Annotated in this window: 16 protein-coding genes; 11 read left to right on the forward strand and 5 right to left on the reverse strand. The window is 63.1% G+C overall.

Features of this window, described 5'->3' with window-relative positions:
* A complete protein-coding gene (locus BLQ85_RS03425; RefSeq protein ID WP_074574790.1) occupies positions 1 to 966 on the reverse strand; it encodes a LysR family transcriptional regulator in 966 nt (321 codons plus the stop codon).
* A 149-nt stretch (positions 967 to 1,115) separates the two neighbouring features.
* Here BLQ85_RS03425 and BLQ85_RS03430 point away from each other — a divergent pair, with 149 nt between their 5' ends.
* The 7 genes from BLQ85_RS03430 to BLQ85_RS03460 all read left to right on the forward strand — a co-directional run bounded on the left by BLQ85_RS03430 (position 1,116) and on the right by BLQ85_RS03460 (position 8,736).
* On the forward strand, positions 1,116 to 2,096 hold the full coding sequence (locus tag BLQ85_RS03430; protein WP_139200874.1) for a Bug family tripartite tricarboxylate transporter substrate binding protein: 981 nt from the start codon (positions 1,116 to 1,118) through the stop codon (positions 2,094 to 2,096).
* Between the two features lie 12 nt (positions 2,097 to 2,108).
* Positions 2,109 to 3,137, forward strand: coding sequence for a 4-hydroxythreonine-4-phosphate dehydrogenase PdxA (locus BLQ85_RS03435; protein WP_074574792.1), 1,029 nt, complete (start codon positions 2,109 to 2,111; stop codon positions 3,135 to 3,137).
* A 30-nt stretch (positions 3,138 to 3,167) separates the two neighbouring features.
* Positions 3,168 to 4,340, forward strand: coding sequence for an L-rhamnonate dehydratase (locus BLQ85_RS03440; protein WP_074574794.1), 1,173 nt, complete (start codon positions 3,168 to 3,170; stop codon positions 4,338 to 4,340).
* A gap of 5 nt (positions 4,341 to 4,345) precedes the next feature.
* On the forward strand, positions 4,346 to 5,263 hold the full coding sequence (locus tag BLQ85_RS03445) for a dihydrodipicolinate synthase family protein (protein WP_074575151.1): 918 nt from the start codon (positions 4,346 to 4,348) through the stop codon (positions 5,261 to 5,263).
* A gap of 66 nt (positions 5,264 to 5,329) precedes the next feature.
* Positions 5,330 to 6,274: a YncE family protein gene (locus BLQ85_RS03450; protein ID WP_074574797.1), complete on the forward strand. Its 945-nt coding sequence runs from the start codon at positions 5,330 to 5,332 to the stop codon at positions 6,272 to 6,274.
* Between the two features lie 4 nt (positions 6,275 to 6,278).
* On the forward strand, positions 6,279 to 7,202 hold the full coding sequence (locus BLQ85_RS03455; RefSeq protein ID WP_074574798.1) for an amidohydrolase family protein: 924 nt from the start codon (positions 6,279 to 6,281) through the stop codon (positions 7,200 to 7,202).
* An 82-nt stretch (positions 7,203 to 7,284) separates the two neighbouring features.
* Positions 7,285 to 8,736, forward strand: a complete 1,452-nt coding sequence (locus tag BLQ85_RS03460) for an aldehyde dehydrogenase family protein (RefSeq protein WP_074574799.1) — start codon at positions 7,285 to 7,287, stop codon at positions 8,734 to 8,736.
* Here the strand turns inward: BLQ85_RS03460 and BLQ85_RS03465 are convergent.
* Entirely contained in the window at positions 8,721 to 10,034 is a 1,314-nt protein-coding gene (locus tag BLQ85_RS03465; RefSeq protein ID WP_254779675.1) for a glycosyltransferase, read from the reverse strand. The two genes, BLQ85_RS03460 and BLQ85_RS03465, sit on opposite strands and share 16 nt — an antisense overlap.
* Positions 10,035 to 10,262: 228 nt before the next feature.
* Here BLQ85_RS03465 and BLQ85_RS03470 point away from each other — a divergent pair, with 228 nt between their 5' ends.
* A complete protein-coding gene (locus BLQ85_RS03470) occupies positions 10,263 to 10,694 on the forward strand; it encodes a hypothetical protein (protein ID WP_074574801.1) in 432 nt (143 codons plus the stop codon).
* A 72-nt stretch (positions 10,695 to 10,766) separates the two neighbouring features.
* A complete protein-coding gene (locus BLQ85_RS03475; protein WP_139200875.1) occupies positions 10,767 to 11,321 on the forward strand; it encodes a hypothetical protein in 555 nt (184 codons plus the stop codon).
* A gap of 58 nt (positions 11,322 to 11,379) precedes the next feature.
* Here the strand turns inward: BLQ85_RS03475 and BLQ85_RS03480 are convergent, their stop codons facing one another.
* Together BLQ85_RS03480 and BLQ85_RS03485 are read right to left on the reverse strand one after the other, a co-directional pair.
* A complete protein-coding gene (locus BLQ85_RS03480; protein WP_074574804.1) occupies positions 11,380 to 12,372 on the reverse strand; it encodes a Bug family tripartite tricarboxylate transporter substrate binding protein in 993 nt (330 codons plus the stop codon).
* 92 nt (positions 12,373 to 12,464) lie between these two features.
* Positions 12,465 to 13,355, reverse strand: coding sequence for an alpha/beta fold hydrolase (locus BLQ85_RS03485; RefSeq protein WP_074575153.1), 891 nt, complete (start codon positions 13,353 to 13,355; stop codon positions 12,465 to 12,467).
* A gap of 291 nt (positions 13,356 to 13,646) precedes the next feature.
* On the opposite strand from BLQ85_RS03485, the gene BLQ85_RS03490 reads away from it, so the two are divergent.
* Together BLQ85_RS03490 and BLQ85_RS03495 are read left to right on the forward strand one after the other, a co-directional pair.
* Positions 13,647 to 14,126, forward strand: coding sequence for a MarR family winged helix-turn-helix transcriptional regulator (locus BLQ85_RS03490; protein ID WP_083336720.1), 480 nt, complete (start codon positions 13,647 to 13,649; stop codon positions 14,124 to 14,126).
* 77 nt (positions 14,127 to 14,203) lie between these two features.
* Positions 14,204 to 14,800, forward strand: coding sequence for a DUF6151 family protein (locus tag BLQ85_RS03495; protein WP_074574806.1), 597 nt, complete (start codon positions 14,204 to 14,206; stop codon positions 14,798 to 14,800).
* Positions 14,801 to 15,066: 266 nt separating this feature from the next.
* On the opposite strand, the gene glmM is transcribed toward BLQ85_RS03495, so the two are convergent.
* On the reverse strand, positions 15,067 to 16,398 hold the full coding sequence (gene glmM, locus BLQ85_RS03500) for a phosphoglucosamine mutase (RefSeq protein ID WP_074574809.1): 1,332 nt from the start codon (positions 16,396 to 16,398) through the stop codon (positions 15,067 to 15,069).
* Positions 16,399 to 16,482 lie beyond the last annotated feature (84 nt).

Here is a 16,482-nt window from a genome sequence, read left to right on the forward strand (position 1 = left end):
CTAGTGCGGTTTCCCATCGCGCACCGGCAGTTTGCTCTGGTGCAAGGCCGCCAGGAAAAACCGCGCCGCCTCGCTCAGCGGCCTGTCCTTGCGTGTGATGCTGCCGAAGGCTTCCATCTTGTGGCGGATAAAGCAGGGCAGGATGACGAGCAGGCCGTGGCGCGCATAGGTGCCGGCAATCGATTCGGGCATGACGCCGACCATGTCGGTTTCGGCGATCAGGTTGGTGGTGGTGAGGATGGAGGCAGTCTCTATCAGGCCCTTGGGCGACGGCGCCTGCAGCATGCGGAATTCCTGCTCCAGCACCTCGCGCATGGGGCTGCCGTGGGGTTGCAAAATCCAGCCGTAGCCCAGCAGGTCGGCGAACTTGACGGTTTTCTTTTTGGCCAGCGGGTGCTTCACGCCCGCGACCAGGGCCAGGGCTTCGTTCTCGAGCGGGGTGAAGGCGTAGTCGGCGCGGTGTTCGTCGCGTATGCGGCCTATGGCGACGTCGAGCACACCTTCACGCAGCAGTTCAAACAGGCGGTCGCTGGTGTCCATGGTCACGTCGACGGACAGCAGCGGATAGGCCTTCTTGAGCGCGATGATGGCCTGCGTGAGCAGGTTGGGCGAAGGCGCCATGATGCTGCCGACCGAGACGCGGCCCGAGCCGCCCTGCTCCAGTTCGGCGAGTTCGCGCGTCATCGATTCGACCGAGCCGCGCATGCCGCGGAAGTAGCGCAGCACGCTGGCGCCGGCCGGCGTGAGTTTTTGCCCGCGGCCCACGCGCTCGAACAGGCGCTGGCCCAGCGCGGACTCCAGCTCCTGGATCATCTTGGTGGCGGCCGGCTGCGTCATGCCGAGTTCGGCCGAGGCCTTGCGCAGGGTGCCGTGTTCGCCCACGGCGAGGATCAGCGCGACCTGGCGCATGCGCAGGCGATTCAGCAGTTGGGGGATCGATGAGGAGCTGCGGGGTGTGGCAGGCATGGTGGGTCTCCGGGGCCGCTAATTTCAATTGATCACCCTAGGTTATCAAATAATCAGGGATTTTCAATTTACGTTAAGTGTCATGCTCCCTACCATCAGGGCATTCGTTCCAGCGTTCCCCTTACAACAATGACCCGGAGACAAAGACAATGCCTCGCCTGAAATCCCTGCAATTCCTCCCTGCCCTGCTGGCGGCCATCTGCGCCTTCAGCATGGCCTCACCCGTCATGGCGCAGGATTGGCCCGCCAAGCCGCTGCGCATCCTGGTGGGCTCTGCCCCGGGCGGCGGCACCGATGCCATGGCGCGCGCCGTGGCCGACCGGCTGGGCCCGCTGCTCAAGCAGCCCGTGGTGGTCGAGAACCGCCCCGGCGCCTCCAACACCCTGGCCGCCGACCTCACGGCCAAGTCCACCGACGGCCACACCCTGCTGATGGGTGTCTCGACCGCGCATGCGATCGCGCCGCACCTGCTCAAGCTGGGCTATGACAACAACAAGGACCTGGTGCCCGTGGTCTTTGTGGGCGCGGTGCCCAATGTGCTGGTGGTCAACAACGCGCTGCCGGTCGACTCGGTGCAGGCACTGGTCAAGCTGGCCAAAAGCAAGCCCGGCCAGCTCAACTACGCGACCAGCGGCTCGGGCAGCACCCAGCACATCGCGGCCGAACTCTTCAAGGACCAGGCCGGCGTCTTTATCACCCACATTCCCTACCGCGGCAGCGGCCCGGCGCTGATAGACCTGGTGGCCGGCCAGGTGCAGCTGAGTTTTGACACCATGCCCTCGGTCATCGGCCAGATCAAGAACGGCCGCATCAAGCCCCTGGCGGTAGCCAGCGCCAAACGCAACCCGCAATTGCCCAATGTGCCCACCATGGCCGAAGCCGGCCTCAAGGGCGTGGAGATGAGCGCCTGGTACGGCATCTACATGCCGGCTTCCACACCCAAGGCGGTGCAGGAGCGCGTTTACACCGAAGTGAGCAAGGTGCTGGCCATGCCCGAAACGCAAACCCGGCTGGGCGCCATAGGCGCGGACCTGACGCCGATGACGCAGGCCCAATTCGCGCAGTTCCACGCCGATGAAAACAAGCGTTATGGTGAGCTGATCGCCCGGAAAAACATCAAACTCGATTGACGGAATCAATCCATGAACAACAAAAAAACGCTGCCTGTGATCGCCCTCACGCTGGGCGATGCGGCCGGCATAGGCCCGGAACTGGTTGCCCGGCTGCTGGCCCAGCCCGGCATCACGGCCGGCGCCAACATCGTGCTGGTGGGTGACGACTGGCTCTGGCAGCAAGGCCAGGCCACAGCCAAACAGGCTGTGGCGACACAAGCCGTCACCAGCCTGGCCGATGTGCGCGGCCGCACCGACACCCATCTGCCGGCTTTCCTGGCCACAGACACGATTCAAGCGGCACAGGTACAGCGCGGCCAGGCGCAGGCCGCCTGCGGCGCGGCCGTGCTGCAGGTGCTCAACCTCTGCATGGACGGCGCCAAGCGCGGCGAGGTCGATGCCATCTGCTTCGCCCCGCTCAACAAACAGGCCATGAAGCTGGGCGGCCTGAAGCACGAAGACGAACTCCACCACTTCGCCGAATACCTGGGCGTGACCGGCTACTTCTGCGAGTTCAACACCCTGGGCGATTTGTGGACCTCGCGCGTCTCGTCCCACATTCCGCTCAAAGATGCAGCGGCCATGCTGAGCAAACAGCGGATCGTCGATGCGGCGCGGCTGATCTACGCCTCGCTCAAGGCCAGCGGCAACGCCAGTCCCAAGGTCGCGGTGGCGGCGTTTAACCCGCATGGCGGCGACGGCGGTGTTTGCGGGCGCGAAGAGATCGACATCATCGAGCCGGCCGTGGCCGAGCTGCGCGCGGCCGGCGTGCCGGTGGACGGCCCCTTCCCGGCCGACACCATCTTTTTGAAAGCACGCGACGGCCTCTACCAGGCCATCGTCACCATGTACCACGACCAGGGCCAGATCGCGATCAAGCTCATGGGTTTCAGCAAGGGCGTAACGGTGCAAGGCGGCCTGCCGATACCCATCACCACGCCGGCCCATGGCACGGCCTATGACATTGCGGGCCGAGGTGTGGGTGACGTCAATGCCACGCTCAATGCTTTCAAGATTGCGCAGCGTATGGGTGCGGCGCGTTTGTTGGCAAACGCCTGAACTTTTTCTTTTTTACCTTAGAGAACTCCTATGAAAATCAAATCAGTCCGCGCACGCGTGTTCGAATGGAAAGGCAAGACCGTTCCACCTCAGGGCAATTTCTGCTCCAACGCCATGGACCTGGTCTACTCCAACACCGAGACCATGAGCACCTTCCGCTTCCATTCCTGGACGGTGGTGGAGATCGAAACCGATGACGGCATCGTCGGCCTGGGCAACGTGGCGCTGGCGCCGCACATCGCCAAAGCCATCATCGACCAGTACCTCACGCCGCTGGTGCTGGGCCAGGACCCCTGGGACTATGAATACCTGTGGCAGCGCATGTACCGCGCCACCCATGCCTGGGGCCGCAAAGGCGTGGCCATGGCCGCGATCTCGGCGGTGGACATCGCCATCTGGGACATCCTGGGCAAGTCGGTGGGCAAGCCGGTGTTCAAGCTGCTGGGCGGCCGCACCAAGGAAAAAATTCCCTGCTATTACTCCAAGCTCTACCGCACCGACATCAAGGCCATGCAGGACGAAGCGCAAAAATACCTGGACCAGGGCTTCACCATGTTCAAGTCGCGCTTCGGCTACGGCCCGGCGCATGGCACCAGGGGCGTGGCGGAAAACCTGAAAGCCGTCGAGGCGTTGCGCGAAGTGATCGGCTACGACAAGGACCTGATGCTCGAGTGCTACATGGGCTGGAACCTCGAATACGCCAAGCGCATGCTGCCCAAGCTCGAAAAATTCCAGCCGCGCTGGGTTGAGGAACCCGTCATTGCCGACGACATCGACGGCTATGCCGAACTCAACCAGCTCACCAGCATCCCGATCTCGGGCGGCGAGCATGAGTTCAGCCTCTACGGCTTCAAGCAGCTGCTCGACAAAAAAGCCGTGTCCGTCGTGCAGTACGACACCAACCGCGTGGGCGGCATCACGGCCGCGCACAAGATCAACGCGCTGTGCGAAGCCTACAGCGTGCCGGTGGTGCCGCATGCCGGCCAGATGCACAACTACCACCTGACCATGAGCACCCTGGCCTCGCCCATGAGCGAATATTTCCCGATGTTCGACGTGGAAGTCGGCAACGAGCTGTTTTATTACATCTTCGACGGCGAGCCCGTGGCCGAAAACGGCTTTTTGCAGCTCGACGACAACAAGCCCGGCCTGGGCCTGACCATGAAGACCGAGTTCCTCAAAGACTTCAACATCGTCGAATGAGCGCCATGGCTGCCAGGTACCAGGGCGTGTTTCCGGTGGTGCCCACCACCTTCACCGACGCGGGCGAGCTGGACCTCGCGAGCCAGAAGCGCTGCGTCGATTTCATGATTGACGCGGGATCGACCGGCCTGTGCATACTCGCCAACTTCTCCGAGCAGTTTGTGCTGTCTGACGAGGAGCGCGAGGTGCTGACCGCGGCCATCCTCAAACATGTGGCGGGCCGCGTGCCGGTGATTGTGACCACCACGCACTTCGGCACCAAGGTCTGCGCCGAGCGCAGCCGCCGCGCACAGGACCTGGGCGCGGCCATGGTCATGGTGATGCCGCCCTACCATGGCGCGACGATACGCGTGACGGAAGAAAAGATCTACGAGTTCTTCGCCACGCTGTCGGCCGCCATCGACATTCCCATCATGATCCAGGACGCGCCCGTCAGCGGCACGCCGCTGTCGGCCGCCTTTCTGGCGCGCATGGCCAAGGAAATACGCAACGTCGCCTATTTCAAGATCGAAACACCGGGCGCGGCCTCCAAGCTGCGCGAGCTGCTGCGCCTGGGCGGCGACGCGATTGAAGGCCCCTGGGACGGTGAGGAAGCCATCACCCTGCTGCCCGACCTGGAGGCCGGTGCGACCGGCGCGATGACAGGCGGCGGCTACCCGGACGGCATACGCAAAATCATGGATGCCTGGACGGCCGGCCGGCGCGAAGAGGCCGCCGCCGAATACGCGCGCTGGCTGCCACTGATCAATTACGAAAACCGCCAGGGTGGCATCCTCACGGCCAAGGCGCTGATGAAGGAAGGCGGCGTGATCGCCTGCGAGGCGCCGCGCCATCCCTTCCCCGCCATGCACCCCGAGGTGCGCAAGGGCTTGCTGGCCACCGCGCGCCGGCTGGACCCGCTGGTGCTGCGCTGGGGCAAATAGGCGCTTCAGCCGCCTGCCGGCGCAGGCTTCGTTTCCTTACAGGCTCCCCCCATTTTCAGGATATCCATGCCGTTTCGGGAAACACTCTTGCTGGTGCAAAAATGCGCCCATACCTTCAGCTTTTACGACCTGGCCACGGGCCTGGCGCAAAAACACATCGTGCTACCGAATTTTCCGCATGAGTTCACGGTGGATGCGGCGCGCGGCCTGGCCTATGTGGGCCATTACGGCATAGAGACGGCCAGCCACCTGGGAGACATGGGCGGGCACTCGGTGTTTGTGATCGACCTCGCGCAGCAAAAACATGTGGCCACGCTAAACCTGTGGCCTTACTACCGGCCGCACGGCTTGGCGGTGGATGGCCAGGGGCGTTTGTTTGTAATGTCGGAGGCGCACAACGTGCTGCTGCGTTTTTCGGACCCGGCGACAGTCCATGTGCCGGACCTGGCCGTGCCTTCGGGCGGCTACAAGACGCATTTGTTCGCGCTGAGCCGGGATGCGCAGACGGCTTATGCGCTGAACCTGCTGTCCAACACCGTGACCAAGATCAAACCCAACGACCCGACCTTTGCGCCGGTCGCCATGGTGCCAGGCCCGGTGCCCGAGGGCAATGTGCTGTCGGCCGACGAATCGCTGCTGTATGTGGCCAACCGCGGCGACGACAGCATTGTGGCCGTGGACACGGAGACCATGAAAATCGTGGCACGGGGCAAGACGCGGCGTGACCCCAACCGCGTCTACCGCATCAAGGGTGCCCAGGGTGATGAGCTGCTGCTCACCACCAACTCGGGCGAACATTCGCTCTCGGTCTTCGGCACCGACCTGCAGGAGCAGCGCTGCTTCGCCCTGCCCAGCAACCCGCTGGCCCTATCCTTCCACCCGGTGGAGCGCGCGGTGTATATCTCCTTCCAGGACGACACGGTGCGCCGCCTGGACCTGGACAGCTTTGAATTTGGCCAGCAGATCAAGACCCTGCGCGAACCCGATTCATCCTACGTCTGGCGGCATTGAGGCCATGACGCCGGCGCTGCCCATCGTCGATGCGCACCACCACCTGTGGGACCTGTCGCGCGGCCACTACCCCTGGCTGCAGGAGGCGTATGACCCCGAGGCCTTTTTCCTGGGCGACTATCGCGCCATTTGCCGGGACTTTCTCGCGACCGACTACCGCACTGCCGCGGGGCCTTGCGAGGTCGTGGCCACCGTGCACGTGGAGGCCGAGCGCAGCCGCGACCAACAGCTCGCCGAAACCGCCTGGCTGCACGAGGTGCACGCGCAGCACGGATTCCCGAATGCCGTGGTCGCCCATGCCTGGTTTGACCGGCCGGACAGCGAGGAACAGCTGCTCGCGCAATCGCGCTTTCCGCTGGTGCGCGGCATACGCAGCAAGCCGGTGACCTCGGCATCGCCGGACCACAGCGTCAAAGGCCAGGCCGGCACCATGCAGGACGAGGCCTGGCTGCGCGGCTTTTCGCTGCTGGAGAAATACGGCCTGCGCTGGGACCTTCGCGTGCCGGCCTGGCATTTACCCGAAGCGGCCGAGGTGGCGGCCCTGTTTCCCAAGGTGCCGATTGTCCTTAACCACCACGGCTTTGCCTGGGACCGCAGCGAAGAAGGCCTGAAACGCTGGCGCGGCTGGATGGAGACCTTGGCCCGGCAGGAGAATGTGCACGTCAAACTCTCGGAGTTCGGCCTGCGCGGCCGGCCTTGGGATCTCCAGGAGAACGCGCGAATTGTGTATGAAACGATTGCAATTTTTGGATGGCAGCGCTGCATGTTCGCCAGCAACTTCCCGGTGGCCGGCCTGCGTATCAGCTACCCGGACCTGGTTGGCAGTGTGGCCGGTATGCTGACCCACCTGCCGGGCCACCAGCAACATGCGATGATGTGCGCCAACGCCCTGCGTTTTTATGCGATTGATGTGACGCCGCCCTTGTGAGACCGCTTTTGTGAAACGGCCCGCGCGCCCACCTCGTCCTTTTGTCATTCATGAATCAAGTTCAACTCCTGGAAGCACACCCATGACCACAAAACACGACAACCTCATCAACGGCCAATGGCTGGCCGGCAACAGCTACAGCCCTAACCTCAACCCCAGCAACCTGGCCGACGTGATCGGCGAATACACGCAGGCCGATGCGGCCGGGCTGGACGCGGCGGTGAAGGCCGCGCAAGCGGCTTTCCCGGCCTGGTCGACATCGGGCATACAGGCACGCTCGGACGCGCTGGACAAGATAGGCACGGAAATCCTCGCGCGCCGCGAAGAGCTGGGCACCCTGCTCTCGCGCGAGGAAGGCAAGACCAAACCCGAAGGCATAGGCGAGGCCACGCGCGCCGGCCATATCTTCAAGTTCTTCGCCGGTGAATGCCTGCGCCTGTCGGGCGAGACCATCCCCTCGGTGCGCCCCGGCATAGGCGTGGAGATCACGCGCGAGCCCGTGGGCGTGGTCGGCCTGATCACCCCCTGGAACTTCCCCATCGCCATCCCGGCCTGGAAGATCGCGCCCGCGCTGGCCTTCGGCAACTGCGTGGTTTTGAAACCCGCCGACCTGGTGCCCGGCAGCGCCTGGGCGCTGGCCGAGATCATCTCGCGCTCCGGTATCCCGGCCGGCGTGTTCAACCTGGTCATGGGCCCGGGCCGCGTGATCGGCGACGCGTTGGTCAACCACCCCGGCGTCAACGCCATCAGCTTCACCGGCTCGGTCGGCGTGGGCAGCCGCATCGCCGAGTCCTGCGCGAAAAACCTCAAAAAAGTGCAGCTCGAAATGGGCGGCAAGAACCCGCAAGTCATCCTCGACGACGCCGACCTCGCGCAAGCCGTCGAGCTCAGCGCGCAGAGCGCCTTCTACTCCACCGGCCAGCGCTGCACGGCGTCGAGCCGCCTGATCGTGACCGAAGGCATCTACCCGGCTTTTGTCAAAGCCCTGCAGGAACGCATGGCCCGCATCAAGGTGGGCGACGCCCTCACCGCCGGCACCGACGTGGGCCCGGTGTCCTCGCAGGCGCAGCTTGAGCAGGACTTGAGCTACATCGAGATCGGCAAGGCCGAAGGCGCGACCCTGGCCTTTGGCGGCGCGCGCATTCCCTGCCACACCGGCAGCGGCGCCGAAGGTTATTACATGCAGCCGGCCCTCTTCAGCGAAAGCACGGCCGGCATGCGCATCAACCGCGAGGAAATCTTCGGCCCGGTCGCCAGCATCATCCGCGTGAAAGACTACGAAGCGGCCCTGGCCACCGCCAACGACACGCCCTTCGGCCTGTCAGCCGGCATCGCCACCACCAGCCTCAAATACGCGACTCACTTCAAGCGCCACAGCCAGGCCGGCATGGTCATGGTCAACCTGCCCACCGCGGGCGTGGACTACCACGTGCCCTTCGGCGGCCGCAAGGGCTCCAGCTACGGCCCACGCGAGCAGGGCAAGTACGCGCAGGAGTTTTTCACGACGGTGAAGACAGCCTACACGCTGGCTTGATCCTGCCGCCCAGCCTGCTCGACGAGCGCCAGCAGATCGGGCAGGCAGCGGGTGGCGAGATCAAAGCGCGCCACCACGGCTTGGCGCGCCGCCTGCCCCAGGTGCGCATGAGCGGCCGGATCGGCCAGAACGGCCGCCACGGTTTCGGCCAATGCCCGCACGTCAAAAAAATCAAACAGCAGGCCGTTGACCTCGTGCTCCATGACCTCCTCGACAGGCGCGGTACGGCTGGCGACCACCACACAGCCCGCGCTCATGGCCTCCAGGCAGCTCCATGAAAGCACAAAGGGATATGTGAGGTACACATGGCAGCGCGACACCTGTACTAGCTGAAGGTAGCGGGCATAAGGCAGTGTCCCGACAAAATGCACGCGGTCCATCGGTAACTGCCCGCCGACTTCCTTGAGCAGGACCTCGCGCCATGTTCCGCCGCCAGCAGGTTTGGTGCCGTAGCTCACCTCGTCGCCACCCACCAGCACACAATGCGCATGCGGCCGGGCTTTCAGGATGGCCGGCAAAGCCCGCATGAAAATATGGAAGCCGCGGTAAGGCTCCAGGTTGCGGCTGATAAAAGTCAGGACTTCATCGCCGGGCTTGAACTCCAGGCCTTTGCCGGCCGGGGAAAACCGGGCGCCAGGATCGGGCTTGGCCACGTTGGTGTCTATGCCGTCGTGGATGACCCGGACTTTGCTGCGGTATTCATCCGGCACCTGCCGGCGCTGCCACTCGGTGGGCGCGTACGCGGTATCCGCCGTGCTCAAGGCATGCAGCAGCGTGGTGTTCTTCAAGCGCAAGGCGCAATGCGCCAACAGGCTTTCACGGTAAAACTCCGGGTCGAACCCATAATCGCGGCCCTGCGCACAATAGTAGAACTCGGAAAACACCATGAGCCTGGCGCCCGGCCAGACATCCTTGCAGAAAAGCGCTTCGCCCCAGCCGGGATGCGCCACGATGAGGTCGGGACTGAACCCCTGATCGGCAAGCCCTTGCATGGCCTGTGCGCATACCTGGCCGTGCAAGGCCTTGACCTCAAAATTGCGGACCAACGCCAGCTGGCTAGGTGCCTTGAAGGTGGGAAGTTGATAGCGCAAGAGCTGCACACCTTCCACCGGTCGCGGCGTGATGCCCAGCGCCAGCACCTCGTGCCCCTGTGCCGCCAGGGCCTTGGCCACATGGACAAACTGCCCCGGGAAGTTCTGGTGGATAAACAGGTAACGGCGGCGCGGCGCCTGGGATGGTTCACAGGGTGCGGTGCCGGCACTTTCCAAAATGGGCGTCTTGGGCTTCATAAGGTCCATCGCGGTGAGGGCTTTCCACCGGAAAGCCGGGTTATTGCATGCGGCACGACGGGTATGAAAACCCCGCTCAAGCCTTGAACAACCCACTCTAGGCATCGAACATTTAGAAACAACTCGCAGGCGAGCCTGCGTACGGAGGAGCCCGCTTGGCCTCCACAGGTGGTTAGACTGCCAGCCGGTACCAGGCAAACACCTGCGACGCCCGTCGCTCAAGCCCAGGCATCAACCATGCACACCTTTCGCACCTCCAGCCATTTCCACAAACTGCTGCTCGTCCTGACAGCGGCCTACTTCCTCACCAGCCTGGGCCACTTCAGCCACAACGCCGAATTCATCTGCGAATACCCGAACCTACCGGCCTGGCTCACCCGCGCGCAGGTCTATGCGGTGTGGGCCGCCATTACCTCCGTGGGCGCGCTAGGCTTGCTGTTGATGCGCAGGAGATTCATGGCCACAGGTCTGCTGCTGGTGGCCGTGTACGCGGCGATGGGTTTTGACGGTCTGGGCCACTATGCGGTGGCGCCTATAGCACTGCATCCCTTGATGGCCAATGTCACGATTCTTTCGGAGGTAGCTGCCGCCTCGCTATTGCTGCCGGTGGCGCTGTGGCTGCTGGCATCACATATGCTCCGCAATAAAGTGCGGATTCAACAGCCATGACTTCACAGATCGTTTTTGTAGATGTGGATGATTGTTTTGAAGGTTGTCTGCCAAAACCTGCAGCGTATGTAGATGACCGGCTCGTGCATCAATGACGGTTTTGCCAGCATCTTTATCCATCACAGGCTGAAAGTGCTTAAGCGAACAGTCGACCCTGCAAACGCGTCGGCCGAAGAGGCGCCTTTCGGTAAGCGGCAAGCCGTACGGCATCGGATCGACAGCGCCCTCCTGGGCTGCGTTTTCCTCCTTGTCGTCCCCGCGGCACTTCTTGGCCCCATCGTCTTTGGCGGCCTTTCCCTGCAAGCGCTCCCAAGGTGGGCAATACTTACGTCAATCGCCAGCGCCGTCCTTGGTGCATGGCATTTGGCAACCTCGGCATTTGCGCTGGAGGAAGACCTGGCGTCCATCACCACCTATTTCCAGGCGCAGGATGCAGCACCCATCGTGCTGCCCTTTGCCCTCTACATCGGCACAAGATCGATGTACCGTCGCTTCTTTACGCCTGCGTATGTCGCGCGGCAACGATGGCTGGCAAGGCGCGAGGCAAGGGAACGAATTGACATCCCGGTGGATGAAGTGCAGCCGCATGGGAAATCTTTCCCGGACACCATTCCAGCCGAGCCCTAGCTCCCTGGCCTTTGTTGCACCGCTCTCCCCGTTTTTCTCGGGATGCAGCCAGACCGCGTCATTGGTCAAGTGTCACCTTGGCGGTCCGGATATAACTGCCCCACCGGTCATATTCGCTGTTGTAGAAACGCTGGTAGGCCGCGGGTGACATCTGTTCGATCACCATCGTCATTTTTTTCATCACTTCCGCCACTTGCGGCTCGGCAATCGTGGCTGTGATGGCCGCGTTCAGCTTATTCACGATGTCCGTCGGCGTGCCCGAGGGCGCCAGGAATCCCAGCCAGGGGCCCATGTCGATTTCAACGCCAAATTCCTTGAGCAGGGGTGTGTCGGGAAAGCCCGGTAGCCGCTCGCGCGCGGTGATGGCCAGGATTCGAACCGTTCCGGCCTTGACGTGCTGATCGGCCACCAGCACGGGAACAATGGAGCAATCCACCTGGTTGGCCAATTGCGCCTGCATCAGAGGCGCTGTACTGTTATAGGGTATATGCAGCAGGTTCACTTTGGACTTCTGCTTCAAGGCCTCCATGATGATCTGGCCTGAACTTCCCAGCCCCCAGGACCCGAATGTCAGCGGCTCTTTCGCCTCCTTGGCCGTCTGCAGAAACTGGGCGAAACTTCGAGCCGAGTTTGAAGCGTGGACAACAAGAGCCAGCGGCGTGAAGCCAATGGGTGCCACCGCCACGAATTCCTTCTTTGCGTCGTAAGGCGGCGTCTTCAGGATGTGGGGTGCAATCGAATGAGAGTCCGCGGTTCCATAGACCAGCGTGTATCCATCGGGGGCGCTCCGGGCGGCGGCAAGGCTGCCTATGGTCCCGATGGCGCCGGGCTTGTTGTCGACAATGACAGGCTGTCCCAGTCGCTGCGCAAGCGAAGGCGCCATCGCCCTCACCAAGGCATCGCCGCCGCCTCCAGCCGCCCACGGCATGATGATCTTGACCGGGCGCGAAGGATAGGCCTGCGCTTGGGCCAGGGCTGCCAGCGGTGTTGCCGCCGCTGCCAAGCCCCCGAGCCCGAACAGGGCTGCCCTGCGATTCATTTCGTTCTTCATGATGTCTCCTTGATAGGGCGCTGGTCAATGCCAGCTGGTTTTTCATAACGCGATTGAGATAGGGCGACGCAGTCCGTGTGCAGACGATCACCTCACAGTCCTTTGCTCTGCAGCCAACCAAACAGCACCTGTGCAATGTCATCGCTGTTGTCCTCGATCATGAGCATGTGCCCGTTGCCCTTGATGCCCAGGTCCGGAAGCCAGATGAAATCGGCTGCCAGGTAGTCGGCCAGTTTCTGGTCGATTGACCTGGGGTGGCGCGGGTCGTGCTCACCGGTGACGACCAGGAGCGGCCTTTGGGCGACCACCGATGGTTCACGGATGGCCAAGCCTTGGCCGCCGATGTTGAATCGCTCGTTCAGGACATTCGGGCTCTCGGCAACCACTGTCGCCGCATAGGCATCAAAAGCGGCTTGGGGGAAGCGAGGCGCATTGGCCCAAAAATCCCGAATGAAGGCCCGATGAGCCACGACGGGACTGTCCCGTGGTGCATACACCGGGCAGCCAGCCTCTTTGTCCTGCGCCAGCGATCCCACCAGCGCCGGATCGTCAGGCAGTACATCGACCAGATTGGCCGGCGCCCCCGGCGCGACGCCGATCACCGCACCCACTTTGTCCGGCAGTGTTTCGGCCATCCACCACGCCGGCGGACCGCCCGCCGAATGGGCGATGACAATCGCCGGCCCTACCGCTTCAAGCAGCGTCCCGAGGGCAGCGGCGATGTCCAGCGTTGTCAGTTGAACGATGTTCCCGGCACCCGGTGAATACCCGTGGCAAGGCCAATCCGGCACGTAGACCTCATGCCCACGTGCGGCAAACAGCCAAGCCCAGCCGTCCCTGCCGTCGGGCGTTTGCAGGTAGCCCTCACCGGTGTGGAAGCCTCCGTGAATCATGACAACCGGCAACCGCCTGCACGCATTCGGCACGGCAGGCACATGGGCGACGTGGATAGGATGGCTCGCCGTACCCAGCCGCAGGCCCATGGGTTCCGCCCTGGTGTTTCGCGTCTCGGCAATGGCTGGGCAAAAGGACATGTGCGCTTTCATCAAACAATTAACCAGAGAGCGAAGGCCGCGATTTGGTTTGATGCGAGTCTAATCCCAATTGGTTCCATATGGAACCAATTGGGACATGGTATTTTCCCTAGCCGGTGTCGATGGTGCCCACCCCGGCTTCCGGCACCCTGGCATCGCCTGGCTTCGATTGGTACCATTTACAACTTACAAGGCAAACCAGGCCTTTGTCGCTCCACAGACACATCCATCAAACCAAAAATGACCCGCCACCAACCCTTGAGCGACATCCTTCATGATGTTTCGATCCCCTATGCCTACAAGCTGGGGTACATGATCAACAACTACCGTGAGCCCTCGTTTCGATCCATCGAGCTCAAGTACGGCCTGACCCGTCCGGAGATACTGTCGCTCATCCTTCTCCACTACAGAGACGGTGTCTCGGCATCGGACATCTGCGACTTCTCGGGACACCTCAAGAACAACATCAGCAGGGCCATCACCGCGCTGGAGAACAAGGGACTGGTCCGCCGCGAAACCAGCAAGGAAGACCAGCGCCGCCAGGTGATCTACATCACAGCCAGCGGCCGTCGGATGCACAACAAATTCATGCCGGGCCTGGTGGAGCGGGAAAAGGTCATGATGGAATGCCTGTCCTGCAGCGAGCAAGAGCAACTCAAGCACCTGCTGACCAAGCTCTGTGCGCATGCACCGGCCTGGAGGGATGAGGAACACGTGTGAAACGGCCGGAAAAACCAGGGGCATGTGGCAACACTTCGCACACCTGCTCGCAATCCAGCATGCAGTAAGCTCCCGTCATGAACCATCCCCTGCGCTGCCAATGCGGCACCCTACGCGGCCACGTCAGCCACACCGAATCCGTATGCCGCGGCGTTTGCTACTGCAAAGACTGCCAGGCTTATGCGCACTTCCTGGGCAAGGCGGACGAAATTCTCGATGAGATGGGTGGCTCGGACGTGGTCGCCACGCTTCCCCAGCATGTCACTTTCACGCAAGGTGTGGAGAGGCTGAGCTGTATGTCGCTGAGCGACAAAGGCATGCTGCGCTGGTATGCGAGCTGCTGCAACACGCCCATCGGCAACACCTCGCGCGACTTCAAGGTCTCGCATGTCGGCTTGCTGCACAACTGCCTGCGGGATTCTTCGACCAGCCTGGACAGCGCTTTCGGTCCGGTGCGCATGCGGGTCGGCATGAAGAGTGCCAAGGGCACACCCAAGGCCATGGCGCTCAGCACCACGGTGGCCATCCTCCAGTTCATGGCCAGGCTGCTGCGCGCCAGGCTGGATGGCAGCTACACGAAAACGCCCTTCTTTGACCCGGAGACGGGAACGCCACGGGTATCGCCCAAAGTGCTCACGCCCGATGAGCGCGCCCGCCTGATGACGGCCGCTTAAGAACCTGTTCACGGTCTAAACGGGATCGCGTTGGGGTGCAATCGGGATGAGTGGGCCGACCGGGCACGCCGCATGGGCTAATGCCCATGCAAGGGCCTGGGTGGCTCAATCGCCCGAGTTCACCCCAACCCGGAGGGCAAGCGCCTTCTCGGGCGGTCTGCGGCGTTGCGGCGCTAGCCCATAGATGAACTATGGGCGTCGCACCACGCCTTGCATCCCATCCCGAGAAGGTGCTTGCGCGGCCCCGTTTAGACCGTGAACAGGTTCTAAGACCGCACCGTATCCGCCACGCGCTCGGCGCAGCGTTTGGCCTGGGCCGCGTCCCGGGCCTCGACCATCACGCGCAGCAGCGGCTCGGTGCCGCTGGCACGTATCAACAGGCGGCCGGTGTCGCCGAGTTCGGCTTCCACGGTTTTGCTCATGTCGGCCAGGGGCTTGCTGCTTTTCCAATCCTGGCCGGGCTTGAGGCGCACATTGATCAAGGTCTGCGGGAACAGCACGACCTCGCCGAGCAGCTGGGCGATGGTCTTGCCGCTGCGCACGCAGGCCTGCAGCACCTGCAGGGCGCTGATCAGGCCGTCGCCGGTGGTGTGCTTGTCGAGCGCGAGCAGATGACCGGAGCCCTCACCGCCCAGCAGCCAGCCGCGCTTGTCGAGTTCCTCCAGCACATAACGGTCGCCGACCTTGGCGCGCACAAACTCCACGCCCTTCTTCCTGAGCGCGACTTCCACGGCCATATTGGTCATCAGGGTACCGACGGTGCCGGGCACTTTTTCGCCGCGCGCCAGGCGCTCGTTGACCATCAGGAAGAGCACTTCGTCGCCATTGAAAAGGCGGCCGTCGGCGTCCACCATCTGCAGGCGGTCGGCGTCGCCGTCGAGCGCGATGCCGTAATGGGCCTTGTTGGCCTTCACGGCCTTGATCAACGCCTCGGGATGCGTGGCGCCGACCTCGTGGTTGATGTTCAGGCCGTCGGGTGCGCAGCCTATGGCGATGACCTCGGCACCCAGTTCATGGAACACCATGGGCGCGATGTGGTACGCCGCGCCGTGGGCGCCGTCGACCACGATCTTCAGGCCCTTGAGCGTCAGGTCGTTGGCAAAAGTGCTTTTGCAGAATTCGGTGTAGCGGCCGGCCGCGTCGTCCAGGCGGCGCGCCTTGCCCAGGGTGGCCGAGTCGGCCCAGACGGGCGGCTCGTCGAGTGCAGCCTCCACGGCCAGCTCCCAGGCGTCGTCGAGCTTGGTGCCCTGGGCACTGAAGAACTTGATGCCGTTGTCGGGGTAGGCGTTGTGGCTGGCGCTGATGACCACACCCAGGCTGGCGCGCTGCGCGCGCGTGAGGTAGGCCACACCCGGTGTGGGCAAGGGGCCCAGCAGCACCACGTCGACGCCGGCCGAGTTAAAGCCCGACTCGAGCGCGCTTTCGAGCATATAGCCCGAGATGCGCGTGTCCTTGCCGATCAGCACCGTGGGGCGGGTTTCGGTCTTGCGCAGCACGCGGCCCACGGCGTGGGCCAGGCGCAGCACGAAGTCGGGGGTGATGGGCGGCTGGCCCACCGTGCCGCGAATACCGTCGGTGCCGAAATATTTTCTGGTCATGGCGTTTTGTCCCTGTGGAGCTTGTTGTTCTGCAAATGTGGGGCTATTTTAGGCGGGCTCGCCCTGCCCGCCTGTCAGCCAAAA

This window comes from Polaromonas sp. JS666, from assembly GCF_900103405.1.
GTDB lineage: Bacteria > Pseudomonadota > Gammaproteobacteria > Burkholderiales > Burkholderiaceae_C > Polaromonas.